This is a genomic window from Neisseria sp. SLRRB23, assembly GCF_050896295.1.
GTDB lineage: Bacteria > Pseudomonadota > Gammaproteobacteria > Burkholderiales > Neisseriaceae > Neisseria.
The window spans coordinates 1-18,931 of sequence record NZ_JBPBFH010000037.1 but is presented as its reverse complement, the minus strand read 5'-3'; the positions used below and the strand labels follow the sequence as shown (position 1 = coordinate 18,931).

General features: G+C 49.6%; 21 protein-coding genes and 2 tRNA genes. 13 read left to right on the top strand and 10 right to left on the bottom strand.

Annotated elements, in window-relative coordinates:
• Nucleotides 1–120 precede the first annotated feature (120 nt).
• Both cysW and cysT read right to left on the bottom strand, forming a co-directional pair.
• Complete coding sequence (cysW, locus tag ACRPFF_RS09550; RefSeq protein WP_432674513.1) at nt 121–942, bottom strand: sulfate ABC transporter permease subunit CysW; 822 nt, start codon at nt 940–942, stop codon at nt 121–123.
• 379 nt (nt 943–1,321) lie between these two features.
• Nucleotides 1,322–2,158 (bottom strand): sulfate ABC transporter permease subunit CysT, encoded by an 837-nt coding sequence (gene cysT, locus ACRPFF_RS09545; protein ID WP_432674512.1) that lies wholly within the window; start codon nt 2,156–2,158, stop codon nt 1,322–1,324.
• A gap of 168 nt (nt 2,159–2,326) precedes the next feature.
• Between cysT and ACRPFF_RS09540 the strand changes: the two genes are divergently transcribed.
• On the top strand, nt 2,327–2,659 hold the full coding sequence (locus ACRPFF_RS09540; protein WP_432674511.1) for a hypothetical protein: 333 nt from the start codon (nt 2,327–2,329) through the stop codon (nt 2,657–2,659).
• A gap of 64 nt (nt 2,660–2,723) precedes the next feature.
• Here ACRPFF_RS09540 and ACRPFF_RS09535 read toward each other — a convergent pair whose 3' ends face one another.
• The gene (locus tag ACRPFF_RS09535; RefSeq protein WP_432674510.1) at nt 2,724–3,305 is read right to left on the bottom strand and encodes a superoxide dismutase; all 582 of its coding nucleotides are present in this window, start codon (nt 3,303–3,305) and stop codon (nt 2,724–2,726) included.
• 163 nt (nt 3,306–3,468) lie between these two features.
• Here ACRPFF_RS09535 and dnaB point away from each other — a divergent pair, with 163 nt between their 5' ends.
• The 6 genes from dnaB (at nt 3,469) to ACRPFF_RS09505 (ending at nt 8,296) form a co-directional block, all read left to right on the top strand.
• The gene (gene dnaB / locus ACRPFF_RS09530) at nt 3,469–4,875 is read left to right on the top strand and encodes a replicative DNA helicase (protein WP_432674509.1); all 1,407 of its coding nucleotides are present in this window, start codon (nt 3,469–3,471) and stop codon (nt 4,873–4,875) included.
• Nucleotides 4,876–5,031: 156 nt separating this feature from the next.
• Entirely contained in the window at nt 5,032–5,700 is a 669-nt protein-coding gene (locus ACRPFF_RS09525) for a GspH/FimT family pseudopilin (RefSeq protein ID WP_432674515.1), read from the top strand.
• Nucleotides 5,701–5,723: 23 nt separating this feature from the next.
• Nucleotides 5,724–6,335, top strand: coding sequence for a type IV pilus modification protein PilV (gene pilV, locus ACRPFF_RS09520; protein ID WP_432674508.1), 612 nt, complete (start codon nt 5,724–5,726; stop codon nt 6,333–6,335).
• Nucleotides 6,332–7,258 (top strand): PilW family protein, encoded by a 927-nt coding sequence (locus ACRPFF_RS09515; RefSeq protein ID WP_308031780.1) that lies wholly within the window; start codon nt 6,332–6,334, stop codon nt 7,256–7,258. The genes pilV and ACRPFF_RS09515 overlap by 4 nt, the downstream gene beginning before the upstream one ends.
• Nucleotides 7,237–7,821: a pilus assembly PilX family protein gene (locus ACRPFF_RS09510; protein WP_250314053.1), complete on the top strand. Its 585-nt coding sequence runs from the start codon at nt 7,237–7,239 to the stop codon at nt 7,819–7,821. Before ACRPFF_RS09515 ends, ACRPFF_RS09510 begins: the two co-directional genes overlap by 22 nt.
• Before the next feature lies 1 nt (nt 7,822).
• The gene (locus ACRPFF_RS09505; protein WP_432674514.1) at nt 7,823–8,296 is read left to right on the top strand and encodes a PilX family type IV pilin; all 474 of its coding nucleotides are present in this window, start codon (nt 7,823–7,825) and stop codon (nt 8,294–8,296) included.
• A gap of 70 nt (nt 8,297–8,366) precedes the next feature.
• Here ACRPFF_RS09505 and ACRPFF_RS09500 read toward each other — a convergent pair whose 3' ends face one another.
• Together ACRPFF_RS09500 and ACRPFF_RS09495 are read right to left on the bottom strand one after the other, a co-directional pair.
• On the bottom strand, nt 8,367–8,675 hold the full coding sequence (locus ACRPFF_RS09500; RefSeq protein WP_432674507.1) for an AzlD family protein: 309 nt from the start codon (nt 8,673–8,675) through the stop codon (nt 8,367–8,369).
• Nucleotides 8,672–9,382, bottom strand: a complete 711-nt coding sequence (locus ACRPFF_RS09495) for an AzlC family ABC transporter permease (protein ID WP_432674506.1) — start codon at nt 9,380–9,382, stop codon at nt 8,672–8,674. Before ACRPFF_RS09495 ends, ACRPFF_RS09500 begins: the two co-directional genes overlap by 4 nt.
• Before the next feature lie 142 nt (nt 9,383–9,524).
• Here ACRPFF_RS09495 and dut point away from each other — a divergent pair, with 142 nt between their 5' ends.
• From dut to ACRPFF_RS09470, 5 genes are all read left to right on the top strand, one after another.
• Nucleotides 9,525–9,977: a dUTP diphosphatase gene (gene dut, locus ACRPFF_RS09490; RefSeq protein WP_432674505.1), complete on the top strand. Its 453-nt coding sequence runs from the start codon at nt 9,525–9,527 to the stop codon at nt 9,975–9,977.
• 76 nt (nt 9,978–10,053) lie between these two features.
• Complete coding sequence (gene dapC, locus ACRPFF_RS09485; RefSeq protein WP_432674504.1) at nt 10,054–11,241, top strand: succinyldiaminopimelate transaminase; 1,188 nt, start codon at nt 10,054–10,056, stop codon at nt 11,239–11,241.
• Between the two features lie 162 nt (nt 11,242–11,403).
• On the top strand, nt 11,404–12,183 hold the full coding sequence (gene yaaA / locus ACRPFF_RS09480; RefSeq protein ID WP_432674503.1) for a peroxide stress protein YaaA: 780 nt from the start codon (nt 11,404–11,406) through the stop codon (nt 12,181–12,183).
• Nucleotides 12,184–12,265: 82 nt separating this feature from the next.
• Nucleotides 12,266–12,356 (top strand) — tRNA-Ser (locus ACRPFF_RS09475).
• A gap of 75 nt (nt 12,357–12,431) precedes the next feature.
• Nucleotides 12,432–12,521: transfer RNA gene (locus ACRPFF_RS09470), tRNA-Ser, on the top strand.
• A 329-nt stretch (nt 12,522–12,850) separates the two neighbouring features.
• Here the strand turns inward: ACRPFF_RS09470 and ACRPFF_RS09465 are convergent.
• The 3 genes from ACRPFF_RS09465 to ACRPFF_RS09455 form a co-directional block, all read right to left on the bottom strand.
• Nucleotides 12,851–13,153, bottom strand: a complete 303-nt coding sequence (locus ACRPFF_RS09465) for a hypothetical protein (protein WP_304668046.1) — start codon at nt 13,151–13,153, stop codon at nt 12,851–12,853.
• Nucleotides 13,154–13,295: 142 nt separating this feature from the next.
• Nucleotides 13,296–15,521, bottom strand: coding sequence for an NADP-dependent isocitrate dehydrogenase (locus ACRPFF_RS09460; protein ID WP_432674502.1), 2,226 nt, complete (start codon nt 15,519–15,521; stop codon nt 13,296–13,298).
• 166 nt (nt 15,522–15,687) lie between these two features.
• Nucleotides 15,688–16,146 (bottom strand): c-type cytochrome, encoded by a 459-nt coding sequence (locus ACRPFF_RS09455; RefSeq protein WP_432674501.1) that lies wholly within the window; start codon nt 16,144–16,146, stop codon nt 15,688–15,690.
• 114 nt (nt 16,147–16,260) lie between these two features.
• Here ACRPFF_RS09455 and ACRPFF_RS09450 point away from each other — a divergent pair, with 114 nt between their 5' ends.
• Nucleotides 16,261–17,082 carry an SDR family oxidoreductase gene (locus tag ACRPFF_RS09450; protein ID WP_432674500.1) on the top strand — a complete coding sequence of 274 codons (822 nt, stop codon included), beginning with the start codon at nt 16,261–16,263 and terminating at the stop codon, nt 17,080–17,082.
• Nucleotides 17,083–17,120: 38 nt separating this feature from the next.
• Here the strand turns inward: ACRPFF_RS09450 and yciA are convergent, their stop codons facing one another.
• Together yciA and ACRPFF_RS09440 are read right to left on the bottom strand one after the other, a co-directional pair.
• Complete coding sequence (gene yciA / locus ACRPFF_RS09445; RefSeq protein ID WP_411712995.1) at nt 17,121–17,567, bottom strand: acyl-CoA thioester hydrolase YciA; 447 nt, start codon at nt 17,565–17,567, stop codon at nt 17,121–17,123.
• A gap of 973 nt (nt 17,568–18,540) precedes the next feature.
• Nucleotides 18,541–18,931: transposase (locus ACRPFF_RS09440; RefSeq protein ID WP_432674499.1), on the bottom strand; the 391-nt coding region annotated here is incomplete at its 5' end.

Genomic DNA, 18,931 nt, shown 5'->3' with positions numbered 1-18,931 from the left:
TTGCCTCGCCTTAGCTCAAAGAGAACGATTCTCTAAGGTGCTGAAGCACCAAGTGAATCGGTTCCGTACTATTTGTACTGTCTGCGGCTTCGTCGCCTTGTCCTGATTTTTGTTAATCCACTATAATTTGGTGATGATGTTTTGCACCGCCAGCGTCGCCAGTGCTAAGAGTGCCAATACGCCGGAGAGGGCGAATGCGCCGGTAAAGTTGTATTCGTTGTAGAAGATTTCGACCAAAAGCGGGACGGTGTTGGTTTCGCCGCGTATGTGTCCCGATACCACGCTGACCGCGCCGAACTCGCCCATCGCGCGGGCGTTGGTGAGGATGATGCCGTAGAGTAACGCCCATTTGATGTTGGGCAGGGTAACGCGCCAAAACATCTGCCAGCCGCTTGCGCCGAGTATCAATGCCGCCTGTTCTTCGCTGTCGCCCTGCGCCTGCATTAAAGGGATGATTTCGCGTGCGACAAAGGGGAAGGTAACGAACAGCGTCGCCAAAATAATGCCCGGGATGGCGAAGATAATCTGTATGCCTTGCGCTTCGAGCCGGCCGCCCAATGCCGTGTGTGCGCCGAACAATAAGACGAACATCAAACCGGCCACCACGGGCGATACGGAAAACGGCAAATCGAGCAGGGTGGTCAGCAACTGCTTGCCGCGGAAGTCGAAACGGGTCAACAGCCACGCCATCGCCACGCCCAATACGGCATTGATAGGGACGACAATCAGCGCGGTAATCAGCGTCAATTTGATGGCAGACCATGCTTCGGGATCGGTCAAGGATTGCAGGTACAAATCCCAACCGCCTTTTAAGGCCTCGTAGAATACGGCAACCAAAGGCACAACCAACATCAGCAACAGAAAGCCCAAGGCGGTAGCAGTCAGCAATACGCGCAGCCAACGCGGTTCGGTCAGGTTGGGATTGGCGGAATAGGGTTTCATGGCGGTGGTGTTCCCCAGTTGGTTTTAAAATGTTTGGAGGCCGTCTGAAAAACTGTGTTTTGGGGAGCGGATTCGTTTTCAGACGACCTTTTATTGATTAAGGGAATAAAAACGTCTAGCTACCGTCATTCCCGCGCAGGCGGGAATCCACCACAGGGCAACAGGAAAACAGAAAATAAATAAGGCAGCCGAAATTCACCAATGGATTCCCGCCTGCGCGGGAATGACGGTAACAGCGTAGTTCAGGTTTTCAGACGACCTTTTTAGAAGGCAGGTCGGATTCCTGAATCCGATAAAATATCCGGTGTTTCCGTTTTTTCAGTTTCAGGTGTCAAAACATCAGATTCAAGAATCCGACCTGCATTTTTCAGACGACCCCTCAACTCTTCGCTCCCGAACGCCTGCTCAACACCCACTGCATCACGTTCAGCGCAAACAGAATCACAAACGAAACCAGCAGCATAAACAACGCCACCGCCGACGCGCCCTGCACATCGAACTGTTCCAGCTTGCCCGTAATAATCAGCGGCAGGATTTCGGAAACCATCGGAATATTGCCCGCGATAAAAATCACTGAGCCGTATTCCCCCGTTGCCCGCGCGAACATCATGCCCGCGCCGGTCAACAAGGCCGGTGTGATTTCAGGCAAGAGGACGCGGCGGAACGTAGTCCAACGGCTTGCTCCTAAGGCCGCTGCCGCTTCTTCATATTCGCCCGACAATTCTTCCAATACCGGCTGCACGGCGCGGACGATAAAGGGCAGGCTGACGACAATCAGCGCAATCCAAATGCCGATGGGTGTAAACGCGATTTTGATGTCCAAAGGATCGAAAAAACGGCCTATCCAACCGTTGGGCGCATACAGGGTTGCCAACGAGATACCCGTAACCGCAGTCGGCAGCGCAAACGGCAAATCGACCAGCGCGTTCGCCAGACCCTTGCCCGGGAATTCATAGCGCACCAATACCCAGGCAACCAGCGTGCCGAACACGACATTGGTCAGCATCGCATAAAACGACATCCGCAAACTCAGCCACACCGCCGCCAACACGTTTGGCTCGGCAATCGTGTTCCAAAAGCCGCCCCAGCCGATTTCCGCCGCCTTCGCCGCCATCATCGCAAACGGCAAAACCACCAGAAGCGACAGGCACAATACGGTCAGACCGAGGCTGATTTTGAAGCCGGGCAGTACGCCGGGCGTTTTGAGCAGTAACATGGTCGGTAAGGGTGGAAAATAAAGGCATTACTTTAACGATGCCGTCTGAAAAACGGAAAGAATGGAAAGTTTGGTGCAAAGACGAATTTGTTATAAAGCGGTTGGCAGTTTCTCAAGCGGGCGCGATGTTTTAAAATAACGCCAAAACCATCATATAAAGGAACACTTATGCAGATTTTACCTTTTCAGGAAAGTATTGCGGAGCGTATGCTCGTCGGAACGGAAGGAGAGTTGGTTCATCGGGATGCACAGTTCGTTCAAACGGCAAACGGTTATTGGATTGCGTGGCATGAAGGTTTGGCAGCATTGCTTGCGCCGGATACACCTCCCGATATTCCGTGTTTTTGGGTGGAAGGCGCGGAAAGCCTTGAAGAGTTGTGCGCCATGGTGGAACGCGGCGAGTTTGACGAAGTGGAAGAGTTTGATGGCGATGACGACGAATGGCTTGAAGCGGCTAAAGGTTGCGGACACCACGGCGACGCTTGCGCCTGCGGACATTGATTCGGATTTCCCGTAAAAAATGCCGTCTGAAATGTGTTCAGACGGCATTTTGCCGGTTTGCGGCTTATGCGGCGAAGCGTTTGGCGACTTCGTCCCAGTTGACGATTTCCCAGAAACCTTTCAGGTAGTTTGGACGGCTGTTGCGGTAGTCGATGTAATAGGCGTGTTCCCACACGTCGCAGGTCAGCAGAGGAGTGTTTTCAGTGGTCAGCGGAGTTACCGCGTTGGAAGTGGAAACCAAATCCAATTCGCCAGCAGGGGTTTTCACCAGCCATGCCCAACCGGAGCCGAAAGTACCGGCAGCGCAAGCGGAGAATGCTTCTTGGAATTTCTCGAAGCTGCCCCATTTGGCGTCGATGGCGGCGGCCAGTTCGCCGGAAGGTTTGCCTTGACCTTTGGGCGTGAAACCCAGCCAGTAGAAAGTGTGGTTCCAAGTTTGAGCCGCGTTGTTAAACATGCCGCCTGAAGATTTTTTCACAATCTCTTCCAAAGGCAGGTTTTCAAATTCGGTGCCTTTGATTTGATTGTTCAGGTTGGTGATGTAGGTTTGATGGTGTTTGCCGTAGTGGAACTCCAAAGTCTCTTTGCTCAGATGCGGGGACAATGCGTCCAGTTCATAAGGCAGTTGCGGCAGCTTATGTTCCATTTTGTACTCCTGAATATTGTTTTAAATGTTGTATTTTGGCAGTGTTGCTGCAAATAACTCGGCAGCCCGTGTATTCTACCTGTTTTGCGGTGCGGAAACCAATTGAACCTGCTTTACGCTATAATAGAAGATTGCAATTTCGGCACAATAGATAGGATGTACCATGAACGATTACACAGCCATGCCGTCTGAAGACGGAGGAATCGGCTCATTGTCGCTTCCGCCGCACTCAATGGAGGCGGAGCAGTCTGTTTTGGGCGGTTTGATGCTGGAAAATCCGGCATGGGACAGGATTGCCGATGTGGTTTCGGGAGAGGATTTTTACCGGCATGAACACCGCCTGATTTTCCGATCCATTGCCAAATTGATCAATGAGAGCCGTCCTGCCGATGTCATCACGGTTCAGGAGGATTTGCAGCGGAACGAAGAGCTGGAAGCAGCGGGGGGATTCGAATATCTGATTTCCCTGGCACAAAATACTCCGTCTGCCGCTAACATCCGGCGCTATGCCGAAATCGTGCGCGAGCGTTCCATTATGCGCCAACTCGCCGAAGTGGGAACGGAAATTGCCCGCAGCGCCTACAATCCGCAAGGCAGGGATGCAGGCCAGCTTTTGGATGAGGCGGAAAACAAAGTATTCCAAATTGCAGAAAGCACGGCTAAATCCAAGCAGGGATTTCTCGAGATGCCTGCGCTTTTGAAAGAAGTGGTCGAGCGCATCGACATGCTTTATTCACGCGATAACCCGGATGAAGTTACCGGCGTGTCAACAGGCTTTATCGACCTCGATAAAAAAACCTCGGGCCTGCAGCCGGGAGATTTGATTATTGTCGCCGGTCGTCCTTCTATGGGTAAAACCGCCTTTTCCATCAATATTGCCGAACATGTGGCCATCGAAGGCAAGCTGCCGGTTGCCGTTTTCTCGATGGAGATGGGCGGTGCGCAGTTGGTTATGCGTATGCTCGGTTCCGTCGGACGGCTTGATCAGAGTATTTTAAAAACAGGCAGGCTGGCGGACGAACATTGGGGGCGGTTGAACGAGGCCGTCGTCAAGCTTTCCGATGCACCTATGTATATCGATGAGACACCGGGCTTGACTGCGCTCGAACTACGCGCCCGTGCCCGCCGTCTTGCACGTCAGTTCAACGGAAAATTGGGATTGATCGTCATCGACTACCTGCAACTGATGTCGGGTTCGGGGCGTTCGGACAACCGTGCTTCGGAGTTGGGAGAAATTTCACGTTCGCTTAAAGCGTTGGCGAAAGAATTGCAGGTTCCTATCATCGCTTTGTCTCAGTTGAGCAGGACGGTCGAATCGCGTACCGACAAACGCCCGATGATGTCCGACCTCCGCGAATCCGGTGCTATCGAGCAAGATGCCGACCTGATTATGTTTATGTACCGTGACGAATATTATAATCAGGAATCGAAGATGAAAGGTTTAGCGGAATGTATTATCGGCAAACACCGTAACGGCCCGGTTGGAAAAGTTTTCCTGACATGGATGGGTCAGTTTACCAAATTCGACAATGCTGCCTATGTTCCCGACGCTGAAGAGATAGGGGATTGAATGCCTAGATGAAAATTTATTGGGCGAAGATGTGCAAAATAGTTTAAAATTCTTGTAGGAGTTCTCCTAATAAAATAAAAGATGCAGTCTTGAAGCATTTTGTATTCAGACGGCAGATAATTGAAAAATACATTACCGGTTAACGTGTTATTGCTTATGTATATACGAAGACAACAAGGTTTCACGCTGATAGAGCTGCTCATTGTGATGGTTATTGCAACCATTATGGCAATGATAGCTTTCCCCAGTATGAGTCAATGGATTGCATCGCGTCGCGTTGCAACTCAGGCGGAGCAGATTGCCAATCTCTTGCGTTTTTCAAGGGGAGAGGCGGTCCGGCTCAATGTTCCTGTCTATATCTGTCCTGTTCAGGTTAAAAAAGACGGTACGGCCAACAATAAATGTGACTTCAGCAAGAAGGAGCAGGGAATGTTGGCTTTCGGCGATAAGAATGGCGATAAGGCATACGGAGGGGATACGGTAGATGTTTCCATCCGCAGTGTGGTATTGAATGATGATATCAAGGATAAGCGGATTAATTACACCTTCAACCATGTCGCTTTCGGTCAATCCCAGCCGGTTGCAGACCGTGTAGTTTGGACATTCAATCAAAACGGGACGTTCGGTTATACGAACGACCAGAATCTTACAAGCAAATCCAGATTTTCTTATTCCGACGGTTATATTCAAATTGTTCTGACAGATGCTAGAGCAGTTTCAGATGCTGATAAGAAATTCCGTTCAGCCGTAGTCTTGATTGACAGCAGTGGCAGGGTCGAAGTTTGCCCTAGGGGTGATCAGCGTACTATGTGCCAGTATAAATAACAGTTTCAGTTTTAAAAATGAATATGAATAATAATGATTGTTGCCGTCTGAAAAATCCCCAGTCGGGTATGACGTTAATAGAAGTCTTGGTCGCCATGTTCGTTCTGACTATCGGTATTTTGGCGTTACTGTCTGTTCAGTTGCGGACGGTTACTTCTGTTCGGGAAGCGGAAACCCAAACGATTGTCAGCCAGATTACCCAAAACCTGATGGAAGGAATGTTGATTAATCCGACCATTGGTTCGGACAGCAACAAGAAAAACTATAATCTTTACACAGGGTCGTATACCCCTTCTTCCTCCGACGGCGATTTCACGCTTAATAATTTGAAAACCAAGAAGGATTTGGCAAAAGCCCAGTTGGACAGGTTCGGTTATGAATTGAAAAATGCCTTGCCGGATGTGGCAGCTATTCATTATGCCGTCTGTAAGGATTCGTCGGGTAATGCGCCGACATTGTCCGACAGCGGTGCTTTTTCTTCAAATTGCGACAATAAGGCAAATGGGGATACTTTAATTAAAGTATTGTGGGTAAATGATTCGGAAGGGCAACAGGACATTGACTCTACCAATCTGAAAACCCATGGTAACAATATTGTGTATACCTATCAGGCAAGGGTCGGAGGTCAGGAATGAGACGTAAAATACTAACCGTGCCAAAAGACGGCTATGATGGTATGAAGGGTTTCACCATTGTTGAATTTCTGGTTGCGGGTCTGCTCAGTATGATTGTCCTGATGGCGGTCGGATCGAGTTACTTTACATCCCGGAAATTAAATGATGCGGCAAACAATCGTCTTTCTGCTCAGCAGGATTTGCGTAATGCGGCAACATTGATTGTTCGCGATGCAAGAATGGCGGGTAATTTCGGCTGCTTTAATATGGCTGTAAATTCTTCAAAAGCCGTTGTTTTCGATAAAACTGAGAAAGATCTCTTCTTTGCGTTGAAAAAGGGTAATTTGGATAAACTGATTCCCGTTGCTGAATCCACAGATATTAAATATCCGGGTTTTAGTCAGTCCGGAAAGGCATTGATTTTCCAGTACGGTATTGATGATCTTGATGCGAGTGCTGAGACTGTTGTAGTCAGCAGCTGTTCCGCAATAGCAAAACCGGGTAAGAAAATATCTACCTTGGGAGAAGCAAAGAGTGAATTAAACATTACGGATGATAAACAAAATGGAAATATCACCCGTCAGAAACATGAGGTCAATGCTTATGCGGTCGGCAGCATTTCGGGTGAGGAGGGTTTATTCCGTTTTCAATTGAAGGATAATGGGCAGTGGGGTAATCCTCAGTTGTTGGTTAAAAAGATTAATAAAATGGATATACGGTATATTTATGTTTCCGATTGTCCTCTGAGAGAGGGTGATGGAAAAGTTGAGAAGTTCAAATATACAGATACGTTTGATACTTCGCAGGCGGCAGTTACACCTGCCGAGGTTGAGATTTTGTTGAATAGCGGTAAGTTTGCTGCCTCTGCCGACAATGAAGTTTATGCTTACCGTATCAATGCGACAATACGAGGGGGGAATGTATGCGCAAACAGAACGCTTTAATGAAAGTTTCACTCCCTTACAGACAGAAAGGGTTTGCATTATTCATCGTTTTGATGGTGATGATTGTAGTAGCTTTCCTGGTTGTTATTGCCGCTCAGTCTTACAATACCGAACAAAGGATAAGTGCCAATGATTCGGACAGGAAACTGGCATTGTCTTTAGCAGAAGCCGCATTGAGGGATGGTGAACTTCATGTTTTGGATTTGGAAGAGAAAGAAGTTACATTTAGTGAAAATTGTACAGACGGGTTGTGCACAGCTCCGGATGTACGGACGACTACCGGTCCTAATGAGAAATTCGGCAATATTACGGTTGAAGGCAATCCTAAGGTTGAAGCATGGAAGCGTTTTTGCCCTAATAATTCGGCAAATCTCTGCATCGACCAAGGAAAGGAATATGGAAAAGGGGTAGAGGGTGTTAGTAAGATGCCGCGTTACATTATCGAGTATCTGGGTGAAGAAAATAGTCGGAATGTTTATCGGGTTACTGCCAAGGCTTGGGGTAAGAATGCTAATACTGCGGTCGTCCTTCAATCTTATGTAAGCAATAATGATGAGCAATAAAATGGAACAAAAAGGGCTTACATTGGTTGAGGTAATGATAGTTGTCGCGATACTCGGCATTATCAGCGTCATTGCCATACCTTCTTATCAAAGTTATATTGAAAAAGGCTATCAGTCCCAGCTTTATACGGAGATGGTCGGTATCAACAATGCTTTCAGGCAGATTATTGTGAAGAATCCGGGAAAAAGTAATCAGCAGCTTGAAGCGGAACTGGTACAGTTCGTATCCGGTTACAAGATGAATCCGAAGATTTCCGACAAGTATGCAGTTTCTGGAAAATTCGTTGATGCGAGCAAGTCAAGGGCATACAGGTTGATCGGTGTTCCGAAGGCAGGTACGGGTTATACCTTGTCGATATGGGTGAACAGCGTGGGCGATGGATACAAATGCCGTGATGCCGCTTCGGCAAAGGCCTATAAAGAGCAGTTGTCTGGAGACAGTGGTTGTGAAGCCTTATCCAACCGTAAGAAATAGAATAGGTTTGAAGATGCCGTCTGAAAATCGGTTTTCAGACGGCATCTTTTTTGGAATACAGTGCAACGGTTTATGTCATCAAATAGCCCAAGATGCCTGACGAGCCGACCCCTATCAATACGGTAAGCAGCATAGAAAAACGGCAGGCTGCAAAGGCGGTTAATGCGATGGCAATAAGTTCGTGCGGCTTGTCGGATACAAAATAGGGGGCAATGACGGAAATCAGGACGCAGCCCGGCGCGGCTTCCATAATGGTTTGGGCGCGACGGCTTAGGGTTCGGTTACGCAGTGCGAAAAATCCTATCAGACGTGTAGAGTAGGTTACGGCAAGCATAGAGGCAAACAACAGGAATGATTGGAGCGACAGCAAATCTTTCATTTTTGTTCTCCCCAGAGATAAGCCGATAACAGACCGGACAGTGCGCCGGCAGGAACATACCACGCGCCGTCAACGGTCAGGTAAACGGCTGATGCAACAAACAGGCTGACAAACCAAGGTCTTGATGCGGAAAAACTTTTCCACATCCCCCTCAATAAAACTAGAAATACGGCAGGAAACGCCATACCGAATCCCCAAGCGGCCACATTGCCGAACATAGGTCCTACTGCCGCGCCGAAAGTGGCAAATCCTATCCAAGTAGTGTAGAGGATAAAGCATACACCCATATAAAAAGGCATATTGAATGTGGGCAAGCCGGCTGCTTTCCGTTTTTGGATTTCGGAGAATGCCATAGCCCAGCTTTCATCACACATAAAAAACAGTGCGGGCACGGCTTTTTTCAGCGGTATTTCTTTCATGTGCGGGGCAAGTGCCGCCCCCATCAGGATATGCCGCGAATTAATCATAAAGGTTACGGTGGCGATAAGCAGTATCGGCAGAGGTTCCGCCCACAGGTTGACCGTTGCAAATTCGGAGCCTCCGGCAAAATTCATACCGGTCATCAGCAACATCTCCAGCCAACTCATGCCTTTTTGCCCACCCTGCATACCGAGTATTAATGCCCAGGGCAGAAGTCCGATAAGTATGGGCGAACTTTCTTTGATGCCGCGTATAAATTCGTTACGGGGCGAGCTTATGTGTGTCATATTAATATTGATATGTAAGAAGGTCGGGCATTATACACAGACGGAGTATTTCAAAACAAAACCTATTTGCTGTGTTTCAGTGTAAACACGGCTTGTGTATAATCTCCCATCTTTGAAATCGGCCGTATGCAGGAGCAAGACGATGAATATTGAAGTAGAAATGAAAGTATTGGACGAACGGATGGCGGATTTTGTCCCTGCCTATGCGACAGCGGGTTCTGCCGGTTTGGACTTGCGAGCTTGTTTGGATGAGGAAGTTATCCTGCAGCCGGGTGAAACGTTTCTTGTGCCGACAGGTTTGGCAATTTATTTGGCCAATCCTGCATATGCCGCCGTTTTGCTGCCCCGTTCCGGATTGGGGCATAAACACGGTATTGTCTTGGGTAACTTGGTCGGTTTGATTGACTCTGATTATCAAGGGGAATTGAAGGTGTCGTTATGGAACAGAAGCAGCGAACCGTTTGCCGTCAAACCGTTTGAGCGTATCGCACAGATGGTTGTCGTGCCAATCGTGCAGGCGCGTTTCAAACGTGTCGAAGAATTTGTCGGAAGCAGCCGGGGAGAAGGCGGCTTCGGCAGTACGGGTTTGCATTGAATATAAAATGCCGTCTGATGGGTGCCGTCAGGTTCAGACGGCATATCTTCCGATATACCGACAACCGGAGAAAATCATGAATACCTTACTCAAGCAGCTCAAACCCTATCCCTTTGCCCGACTGCGTGAAGCGATGCAGGGCATTTCCGCGCCCGAAGGCGTGGAAGCCGTCCCCCTTCACATCGGCGAACCGAAACATCCGACACCGAAAGTCATTACGGATGCGCTGACCGCCTCATTGCACGAGTTGGAAAAATATCCGCTGACGGCCGGTTTGCCTGAACTGCGTCAGGCGTGTGCGAACTGGTTAAAACGCCGTTATGACGGCTTGACGGTCAATCCGGATAATGAAATTCTGCCGGTTTTAGGCAGTAGGGAGGCGTTGTTTTCTTTTGTTCAAACCGTGTTGAACCCTGTTTCAGACGGCATCAAACCCGCAATTGTCAGCCCGAATCCCTTTTATCAGATTTATGAAGGTGCGACACTTTTGGGCGGTGGTGAAATCCATTTTGCTAATTGCCCCGCGCCGTCTTTCAATCCGGACTGGGGCAGCGTTCCCGAAGAAATTTGGCACCGCACCAAGATGGTATTTGTCTGCTCGCCCAACAACCCCAGCGGCAGCGTGCTGGATTTGGACGGCTGGAAAGAAGTTTTTGATTTACAGGATAAATATGGTTTCATTATTGCCTCGGATGAATGCTATTCCGAAATCTATTTCGACGGCAACAAACCTTTGGGCTGCCTGCAAGCCGCTGCACAGTTGGGTCGAAGCAGGCAAAAACTGCTTATGTTCACCAGTCTCTCGAAACGTTCCAACGTACCTGGTTTGCGTTCCGGTTTTGTCGCCGGCGATGCCGAACTGCTTAAAAACTTTCTGCTTTACAGAACCTATCACGGCAGTGCAATGAGCATTCCCGTGCAGCGCGCAAGCATTGCCGCTTGGGATGACGAACAGCACGTTATCGACAACCGCCGTATGTATCAGGAAAAATTTGAGCGCGTTATTCCCATTTTGCGACAGGTATTTGACGTTAAATTACCGGATGCCTCGTTTTACATCTGGTTGAAAGTCCCCGATGGCGACGATTTGGCATTTGCACGCAATTTATGGAAAAAAGCCGCTATCCAAGTATTGCCCGGACGCTTTTTGGCACGGGATACCGAACAGGGTAATCCCGGGGAAGGTTATGTCCGTATTGCCTTGGTTGCAGATGTTGCAAGTTGTGTTAAAGCTGCGGAAACCATTGTTTCCCGATATCGGTAAAGAATAAAAAATGCCGTCTGAACTTTTGTTCAGACGGCATTTTTCAATATTTTACGGTTGAATTTGCTGTAACGGTATTTACTTCACTTTTAATCTAATCGGCTTGCCTGCAAACACGTTTAAACTTAAAATCCCCGTGTTTGACACAATACCGAACAGATTATGTTTTTTGTCCTTTCCCCTGCGAAAAACCTTAACGAAAAAGACCCTGCCCCTGTCAGCGAGTTTACCCAACCCGACCTGCTGGCAGAGTCCGAAATGCTAATGCAGCAGCTGCGCGAGCTTGCGCCGCAACAGATTGCCGAACTGATGCACGTTTCCGACAAAATTGCCCTCTTAAACGCGCAGCGCAATGCAGAATGGCACACGCCGTTTACGCCGGAAAACGCCAAACAGGCAGTCTTTATGTTCAACGGCGATGTTTACGAAGGTATGGATGCAAACACATTGAATACCGATCAAATACAATATCTGCAAAACCATGTACGCCTGCTGTCTGGTTTGTACGGTCTTCTGCGCCCATTAGACCTAATGCAGCCCTACCGCCTGGAAATGGGAACGTCCTTCGCCAATTTGCGCGGCAAGAATTTGTATGAGTTTTGGGGCGACATCATTACCAACCTTTTAAATGATACGCTTGCCCAAGCAGGCAGCAATACGCTTGTCAACCTTGCCTCACAGGAATATTTCAAGTCCGTCAACACGAAAAAACTTCGGGCGCGGCTGATTACACCGATATTTAAAGACGAAAAAAACGGCAAATATAAAATTATCAGTTTCTATGCCAAGCGCGCGCGCGGATTAATGGTGCGCTATGCGGCAGAACACAATATTACCGATCCTGAAATGCTGAAAAATTTTAATTACGAAGGCTACGCATTCAATGATGCGGCTTCCAATGAAAGCGAATGGGTGTTTATGCGTTCGGAACAAATAAAGTGAAAACAATAAATTAAGTATTTTCCGAAAAAAGTGCTTGGCAAAATGTATAAACTTCATTATTATTCCTACTCTTCAAGAAGACGGAAGCGTGGCAGAGCGGTTTAATGCAACGGTCTTGAAAACCGTCGAGGGTTGATAGCCCTCCGTGAGTTCGAATCTCACCGCTTCCGCCATTTNTTGAGCGTAGAACCAAATAAGAATGCAATAGTAGCAAATATTGTATTTTTATTTGGTTTTACTGCATTATCGGAAACGTGGCAGAGAGGCTGAATGCAGCGGACTCGAAATCCGCTGAGGGTGCAAATCCTCCGTGGGTTCGAATCCCACCGTTTCCGCCACAAAGCAAAACCGCCCCATAATGGGGCGTTTCTTTTTGGTGCGAATCTGCACAGTTACCATAAAAGAATCATTGGTTTACAATGATTTTCCGTAACGCCCTGCAACAAACCGCAATCGGCAGACGCTTTTTATCAATGTTTTATGGTATTAATTTATATGGTTATTTTTTAAAGTGGGAACTTGCCATAATGGTTAAAGCCGTTACTTCGTTTAATCCTGTTCGGGTTAGGGATGCGGGGAAAGCGGGTTTTATCAAGCTAGTGCGTTTTGATGTGAGAATGCCGTCTGAACCTTGGTTTCAGACGGCATTGCTATTGCTGATGCGGCTTTATTCGCAATTCAGGTCTCGGGTTTTTTCTGCAAATGAATCCATGGCGATTTGGCACAGTTGCTTGCGCTGATTCAAGTCGGCAGCAGGTAGGGCTTGGAATAGGAATTTAGTGTTGTTGCGTGCAAAATTTGCCTTGTTGCCGGCTTTGTTGTAACAGGTTTCGGCGCGTTTGAAATATTGTTGGCAAATCGGCGGCAGCTCGTCCATAGTCAGGGGCTTGCTCTTATGCATACCGTGTGCGGATGCAGGAAGGGCGGTTGCCAAAAGGATGCTAATCAGGATGGTTGGAATAGCTTTCATATTATTGTCTTTTCCTAGGGTAAAAACTAAAGATTATATTATTTATAATCAATGAGTGTTGCGTTTAATCATAATCAGGCAGATAGGAATAACTAATGCCGTCTGAACGATAAATGTTCAGACGGCATTTTTGCCTTTATGGTTATAAGGTGCTTAGTGCCTGATTAAAGGTTGCGCTTGGACGCATCGCTTGCGCGGCTTTTTCAGGATTGGCTGCGTAGTAGCCGCCGATGTCGACCGCTTTGCCTTGTACGGCAGAGAGTTCTTCAACGATTTTGGCTTCGTCGGCAGTCAAAGCGGCTGCCAATGGAGCAAATACGGCTTTCAGTTCGGCATCTTTGTCTTGCGCCGCCAATTCTTGCGCCCAGTAGAGGGTGAGGTAGAAATGGCTGCCGCGGTTGTCGAGTTCGCCGGCTTTGCGTTTAGGCGATTTGTCGTTCAACAGCAGTTTTTCGGTGGCTGCATCCAAAGTGTCGGCGAGGACTTGGGCTTTGGCGTTGCCGGTTTTTTGCGCCAGATGTTCAAACGATACGGCAAGCGCGAGAAATTCGCCCAAAGAGTCCCAACGCAGGTGGTTTTCTTCGAGGAACTGTTGGACGTGTTTCGGTGCAGAACCGCCCGCGCCAGTTTCAAACATACCGCCACCATTCATCAATGGAACGATAGACAGCATTTTCGCGCTTGTGCCGAGTTCCAAAATTGGGAACAAGTCGGTCAGGTAGTCGCGCAGGACGTTACCGGTTACGGAGATGGTGTCTTCGCCGTTTTTCAGACGGCCTAAGCTGAACTTGGCGGCTTCTTCAGGAGCGAGGACGCGGATGTCGAGACCATTTGTATTCAGTTCGGCAAGGTAGGCTTTAACCTTGGCGAGCAGGCTCTTGTCGTGCGGACGGTTTTCGTCGAGCCAGAACACGGCAGGCGTGTTGCTCAGGCGGGCACGGTTGACGGCGAGTTGCACCCAGTCTTTGACCGGAGCGTCTTTGGTTTGGCACATACGCCAGATGTCGCCTGCTTCAACGTTGTGCTGCATCAGGACTTTTCCCGCCGCATCGATGACTTGAACCTGACCGTCGGCTTCGATTTCGAAAGTTTTGTTATGCGAACCGTATTCTTCGGCTGCTTGCGCCATCAGACCGACGTTAGGAACGGTACCCATGGTTGTCGGGTCAAACGCGCCGTGTTCGCGACAGAAATCGATGGTTGCTTGGTAAACACCGGCATAGCTGCTGTCAGGAATGACGGCTTTGGTGTCTTGCGCCTTGCCGTTTTTGTCCCACATACGGCCGGAGTTACGAATCATCGCAGGCATAGAAGCATCGACGATGACATCGCTGGGGACGTGCAGATTGGTAATGCCTTTGTCAGAATCGACCATCGCCAAATCAGGGTTGGCGGCGTAAACGGCAGCGATTTCGGCTTCGACGGCAGCGCGGGTGTCCGCATCCAGTTTGTCCAGATTGGCAAGCAGGTTGCCGAAGCCGTTGTTGACGTTGACGCCTGCGGCAGCCAGTTTGTCGCCGAATTTTTCAAAGACAGGAGCAAAGAATACTTTGACGGCGTGTCCGAAGATAATCGGATCGGACACTTTCATCATCGTGGCTTTCATATGCAGCGAGAACAATACGCCTTTAGCTTTCGCGTCTTTGACTTGCTCGGCAAGGAAGGCAAGCAGGGCTTTTTTGCTCATTACGGTCGCGTCGATGATTTCGCCGGCTTTCAGGGCAACAGGCTCGCGCAGCTCTTTTTTGTTACCTTGTTTGTCGGTGAACACGATGGATACGGAAGTCGCATCGGGTACGGTAACGGATTGTTCGTTATGGAAAAAGTCGCCGCTTTGCATGGTGGCAACGTGGGTTTTGGAGTCTTTCGTCCATGCGCCCATGCTGTGCGGATTTTTTTTCGCAAAGTTTTTCACTGCTTTAGGGGCGCGACGGTCGGAGTTGCCTTCGCGCAGGACAGGGTTTACCGCGCTGCCTTTGATGCGGTCGTAGCGTTCGCGTACGGCTTTTTCTTCATCGGTTTGAGGGTCGGCAGGATAATCGGGGACGGCAAAGCCTTTAGACTGCAATTCTTTAATCGCGGCGGTCAGTTGCGGTACGGACGCGCTGATGTTCGGCAGTTTGATTACGTTGGCGTCGGGCTGTTTTACCAGTTCGCCCAATTCGGCAAGCGCGTCGCGTACGCGCTGCGCTTCGGTCAGATATTCGGGGAATGCCGCCAAAATACGGCCGGACAGGGAAATGTCGGCAGTTTTGACATCAATATCGGCGTGGCGGGCAAACGCCTGCACAATCGGCAGCAGAGATTGAGTCGCCAGCGCGGGGGCTTCGTCGGTATGGGTGTAGATAATGGTGGCTTTACTGGTCATGGGATATTCTCTTGTAGGTTAGGTTTTTCTTTTCGAATGCGGCGCAAAAGGCGCGCTGCGTGGCTATTATTGCATATTTCTGCAGGCTTGGGATATGTGTCCGAATAGGGTTTAAATGTGAAAATGCCATCTGAAGGCTTCAGACGGCATTGTTTTGTTTCGGATGTTATTCCGGCGCGCGGAAGCTGTCGTGGCAGGATTTGCAGCTTGAGCCGGTTTCGCTGTAGGCGGCTTTGATTTCATCCAGTTTGCCGGTTTGGGCGGCAGCGTTGAGTTTTTCGACGGCGGCGGCGAATTTTGTTTTTTCGGCTTCAAATTTTGCACCATCCGACCAAACGGCGGGCAGTGCGCGCCCGTTGCCTTGCGGATCGGAATCAAAAAGCGTAAAAGGTTTTTTGCTGCTGTTGGCAAACGCCGCCGCCGCCTGTTTGAATTTTTCGACATCGTAAGGTTCTTCGCCTTTGACCATTTTGCCCATACGCGAGAAGTCGGGCATCATAGATTTGAACGCGGCGGTGCGGTTTTCGGAAATTTCGCCTTTGGGCTGTGCGGGCGCGCCGCCGTTTCCGCAGGCGGAAAGGAGCAGTGTGATGGCGGCGGCAGCAAGGCTGATTTGGGTTTTCATGTTGAATGTGTCCTGTTGTGGTGGTATGGTTGTTTTGAATCAGGCGGTCATGCCGTCTGAAGGGCGTTATGATACCTGAAACAGGTTTGGGAAACGAGAAAGAAAGGAAAAACAATGGCTGTTTTAATTACCGGTGCTTCGGCAGGATTCGGAGAAGCGATGTGCCGCACGTTTGTCGGGGCGGGATACCGCGTTATCGGTGCGGCGCGTCGTGCGGACAGGCTTCAGGCCTTGGCGGATGAATTGGGTGCTTTGTTTTACCCTTTGGAAATGGACGTGTCGTGCCGCGAGTCGGTGGAAAACGCCTTAAACGGCATCCCCGATGAATTTTCCGACATCGACTGCCTCATCAACAATGCCGGGCTGGCTTTGGGTTTGGACACGGCGGACAAGGCGGATTTTGAAGATTGGGAAACAATGATTCAAACCAATGTTTTGGGTTTGACGTTTCTAACGCGCAAGATTTTGCCGCAAATGGTGGAACGCGGCGGCGGCTATGTGATGAATTTGGGTTCGATTGCAGGCAATTATGCTTATGCCGGCAGCAACGTTTACGGGGCGACCAAGGCGTTTGTGCGCCAGTTCAGCCTGAATTTGCGCGCAGAGCTGGCGGATAAGAACATCCGCGTTACCAATATCGAGCCGGGTTTGTGCGGCGATACGGAGTTTTCCAACGTGCGTTTCAAAGGCGATGACGAGAGGGCGGCGGGCGTGTATGAGGGTGTAGAATTTATCCGCCCCGAAGATATTGCGGAAACCGCATTGTGGCTGTACCGCCGGCCGGCGCATATGAATGTGAACACGATTGAAATTATGCCCGTGGCGCAGACTTTTGCAGGAATGAAGGTCATAAAAACAGCCGTGCCCGAAGTGCGGGAAGACTTTGAAAAACAGAGTATGTCGCTGTTTTCCCGCATCAGGTCTTGGTTCAAATGATGCGGAATGCCGTCTGAAGACAGTTTCAGACGGCATTTTTACGGAGTAGGCAATAAGTCCGCCAATTTGGGGTTGCCTTCTTTCGGTATCGGGCGCGGATTGCCTTCCGCATCGATGGCGACATAAGTGAACACGGCTTCGGTTACGAGGTGGCGGTCTTCGGTAACGCAATCGTTCATCAAAGTTTTCACCCAGACTTCGACTTTAAGCTGGAGGGAAGTATTGCCCACGCGGACGCAATGCCCGTAGCAGCAGACGACGTTGCCGACCTTGACCGGGCGGATGAAGTTCATTTCCTGAACGGCGACGGTAACGATGCGTCCTTGTGCGATTTCCGCCGCCAATATGCCGCCGCCCAAATCCATTTGCGACATAATCCAGCCGCCGAAAATGTCTTGGTTGGGATTGGTATCGCGCGGCATAGCGACGGTACGCAGGAGCAGTTCGCCTTGAGGGCGTTGGCGGTTGCCTTCTTCGTGCTGCATAAAGTTTCCTTGTTTTATTGAAATATAAATCGGACCTGCACCCCTGCCCGAAACGGGAAGTCGGGAAGTGCGTAGTTTAACCCATTTGAGACATACAAGGGCGGGCGTAGGGCAGATTCACAAGGCGTATTGTAGGGCGGGGCTGTAGAGTGGGCTTCAGTCCGCCAATCCCGCCAAATCCTACCCTAAGCAACTGAACCGTCATTCCCGCGCAGGCGGGAATCCGGACCTGTCCGCACGGAAACTTATCGGTTAAAAGGTTTCTCTAGATTCCGCATCCTAGATTCCCGCCTGCGCGGGAATGACGGGTTTCAAGATTACGGTGTTGTCGGGGATGANAGGAAATGGCGAGAATTGTGTAAAAAATGCCGTCTGAAACCGTTGGAAGCATCGTAAACGTTGGAGTCGATGAATCGGTGGGCTTCGGCCCGCCATTTCCATCAATCCCACATTTCTACCGTTTTCATCGAATCCATCGAATCCGCCCCTTTCGACAATCCGACCCTATGCAACTGAACCGTCATTCCCACGGAAGTGGGAATCTAGAACGCGGGGTTTGAGCAACTGTTTTTATCCGATAAGTTTCTGTGCGGACAGGTCTGGATTCCCGCCTGCGCGGGAATGACGAATCCATCCATACGGAAACCTGCACCACGTCATTCCCACGAAAGTGGGAATCTAGAATCTCGGGGTTTCAGTCATTTCCGATAGATTCCCGCTGCGTCGGGGGTCTGGATTCCCGCCTGCGCGGGAATGACGGGTTGCAAGATTACGGTGTTGTCGGACGGATTTCAAGATTGCGGTGTTATCGGGAATGACGGTTCGGGTATTTCCCTACGCCCGCCCCGCGCCTGTAAACGGCAAGTGCATCAAAAATACCGTCTGAAGGTTCAGACGGCATCGGTATCGGGGAATCAGCGAGCCGTAGCAACTGTATTTTTCACCCCGTCGGGCAAAAATACCAAAACTCAAATCAAGCCGTCCGGATACCGTTTTCGGCGGTATCGTTTTCGGCAAAATAATCACGCATCCGGGCATTCGATATCGTCAGCAGTTTGCGCATCCATGCCGTAACGGCAACCTTATACGGCTTACCCTTGGACAGCAGGCATTGGTGGAAATCCCGAATAAGCGGTTCAAAACGTGTCGCTACCACGGTAGCCATATACAGCACCTTACGCACCGCAGACCTTCCGCCAAAGCAGCGGCTTTTGAATTTGGTTTCCCCGCTCTCCCCCGGGTGCGGGGCAATGCCGACCAGACTCGCTATCCGTTTGTGCGACAGCCGCCCCAATTCAGGTAGCATCGCCATCAGCGTAGCCGTCGTTATCGAACCGATGCCTTTGATTTGCTCTGCCACTTGG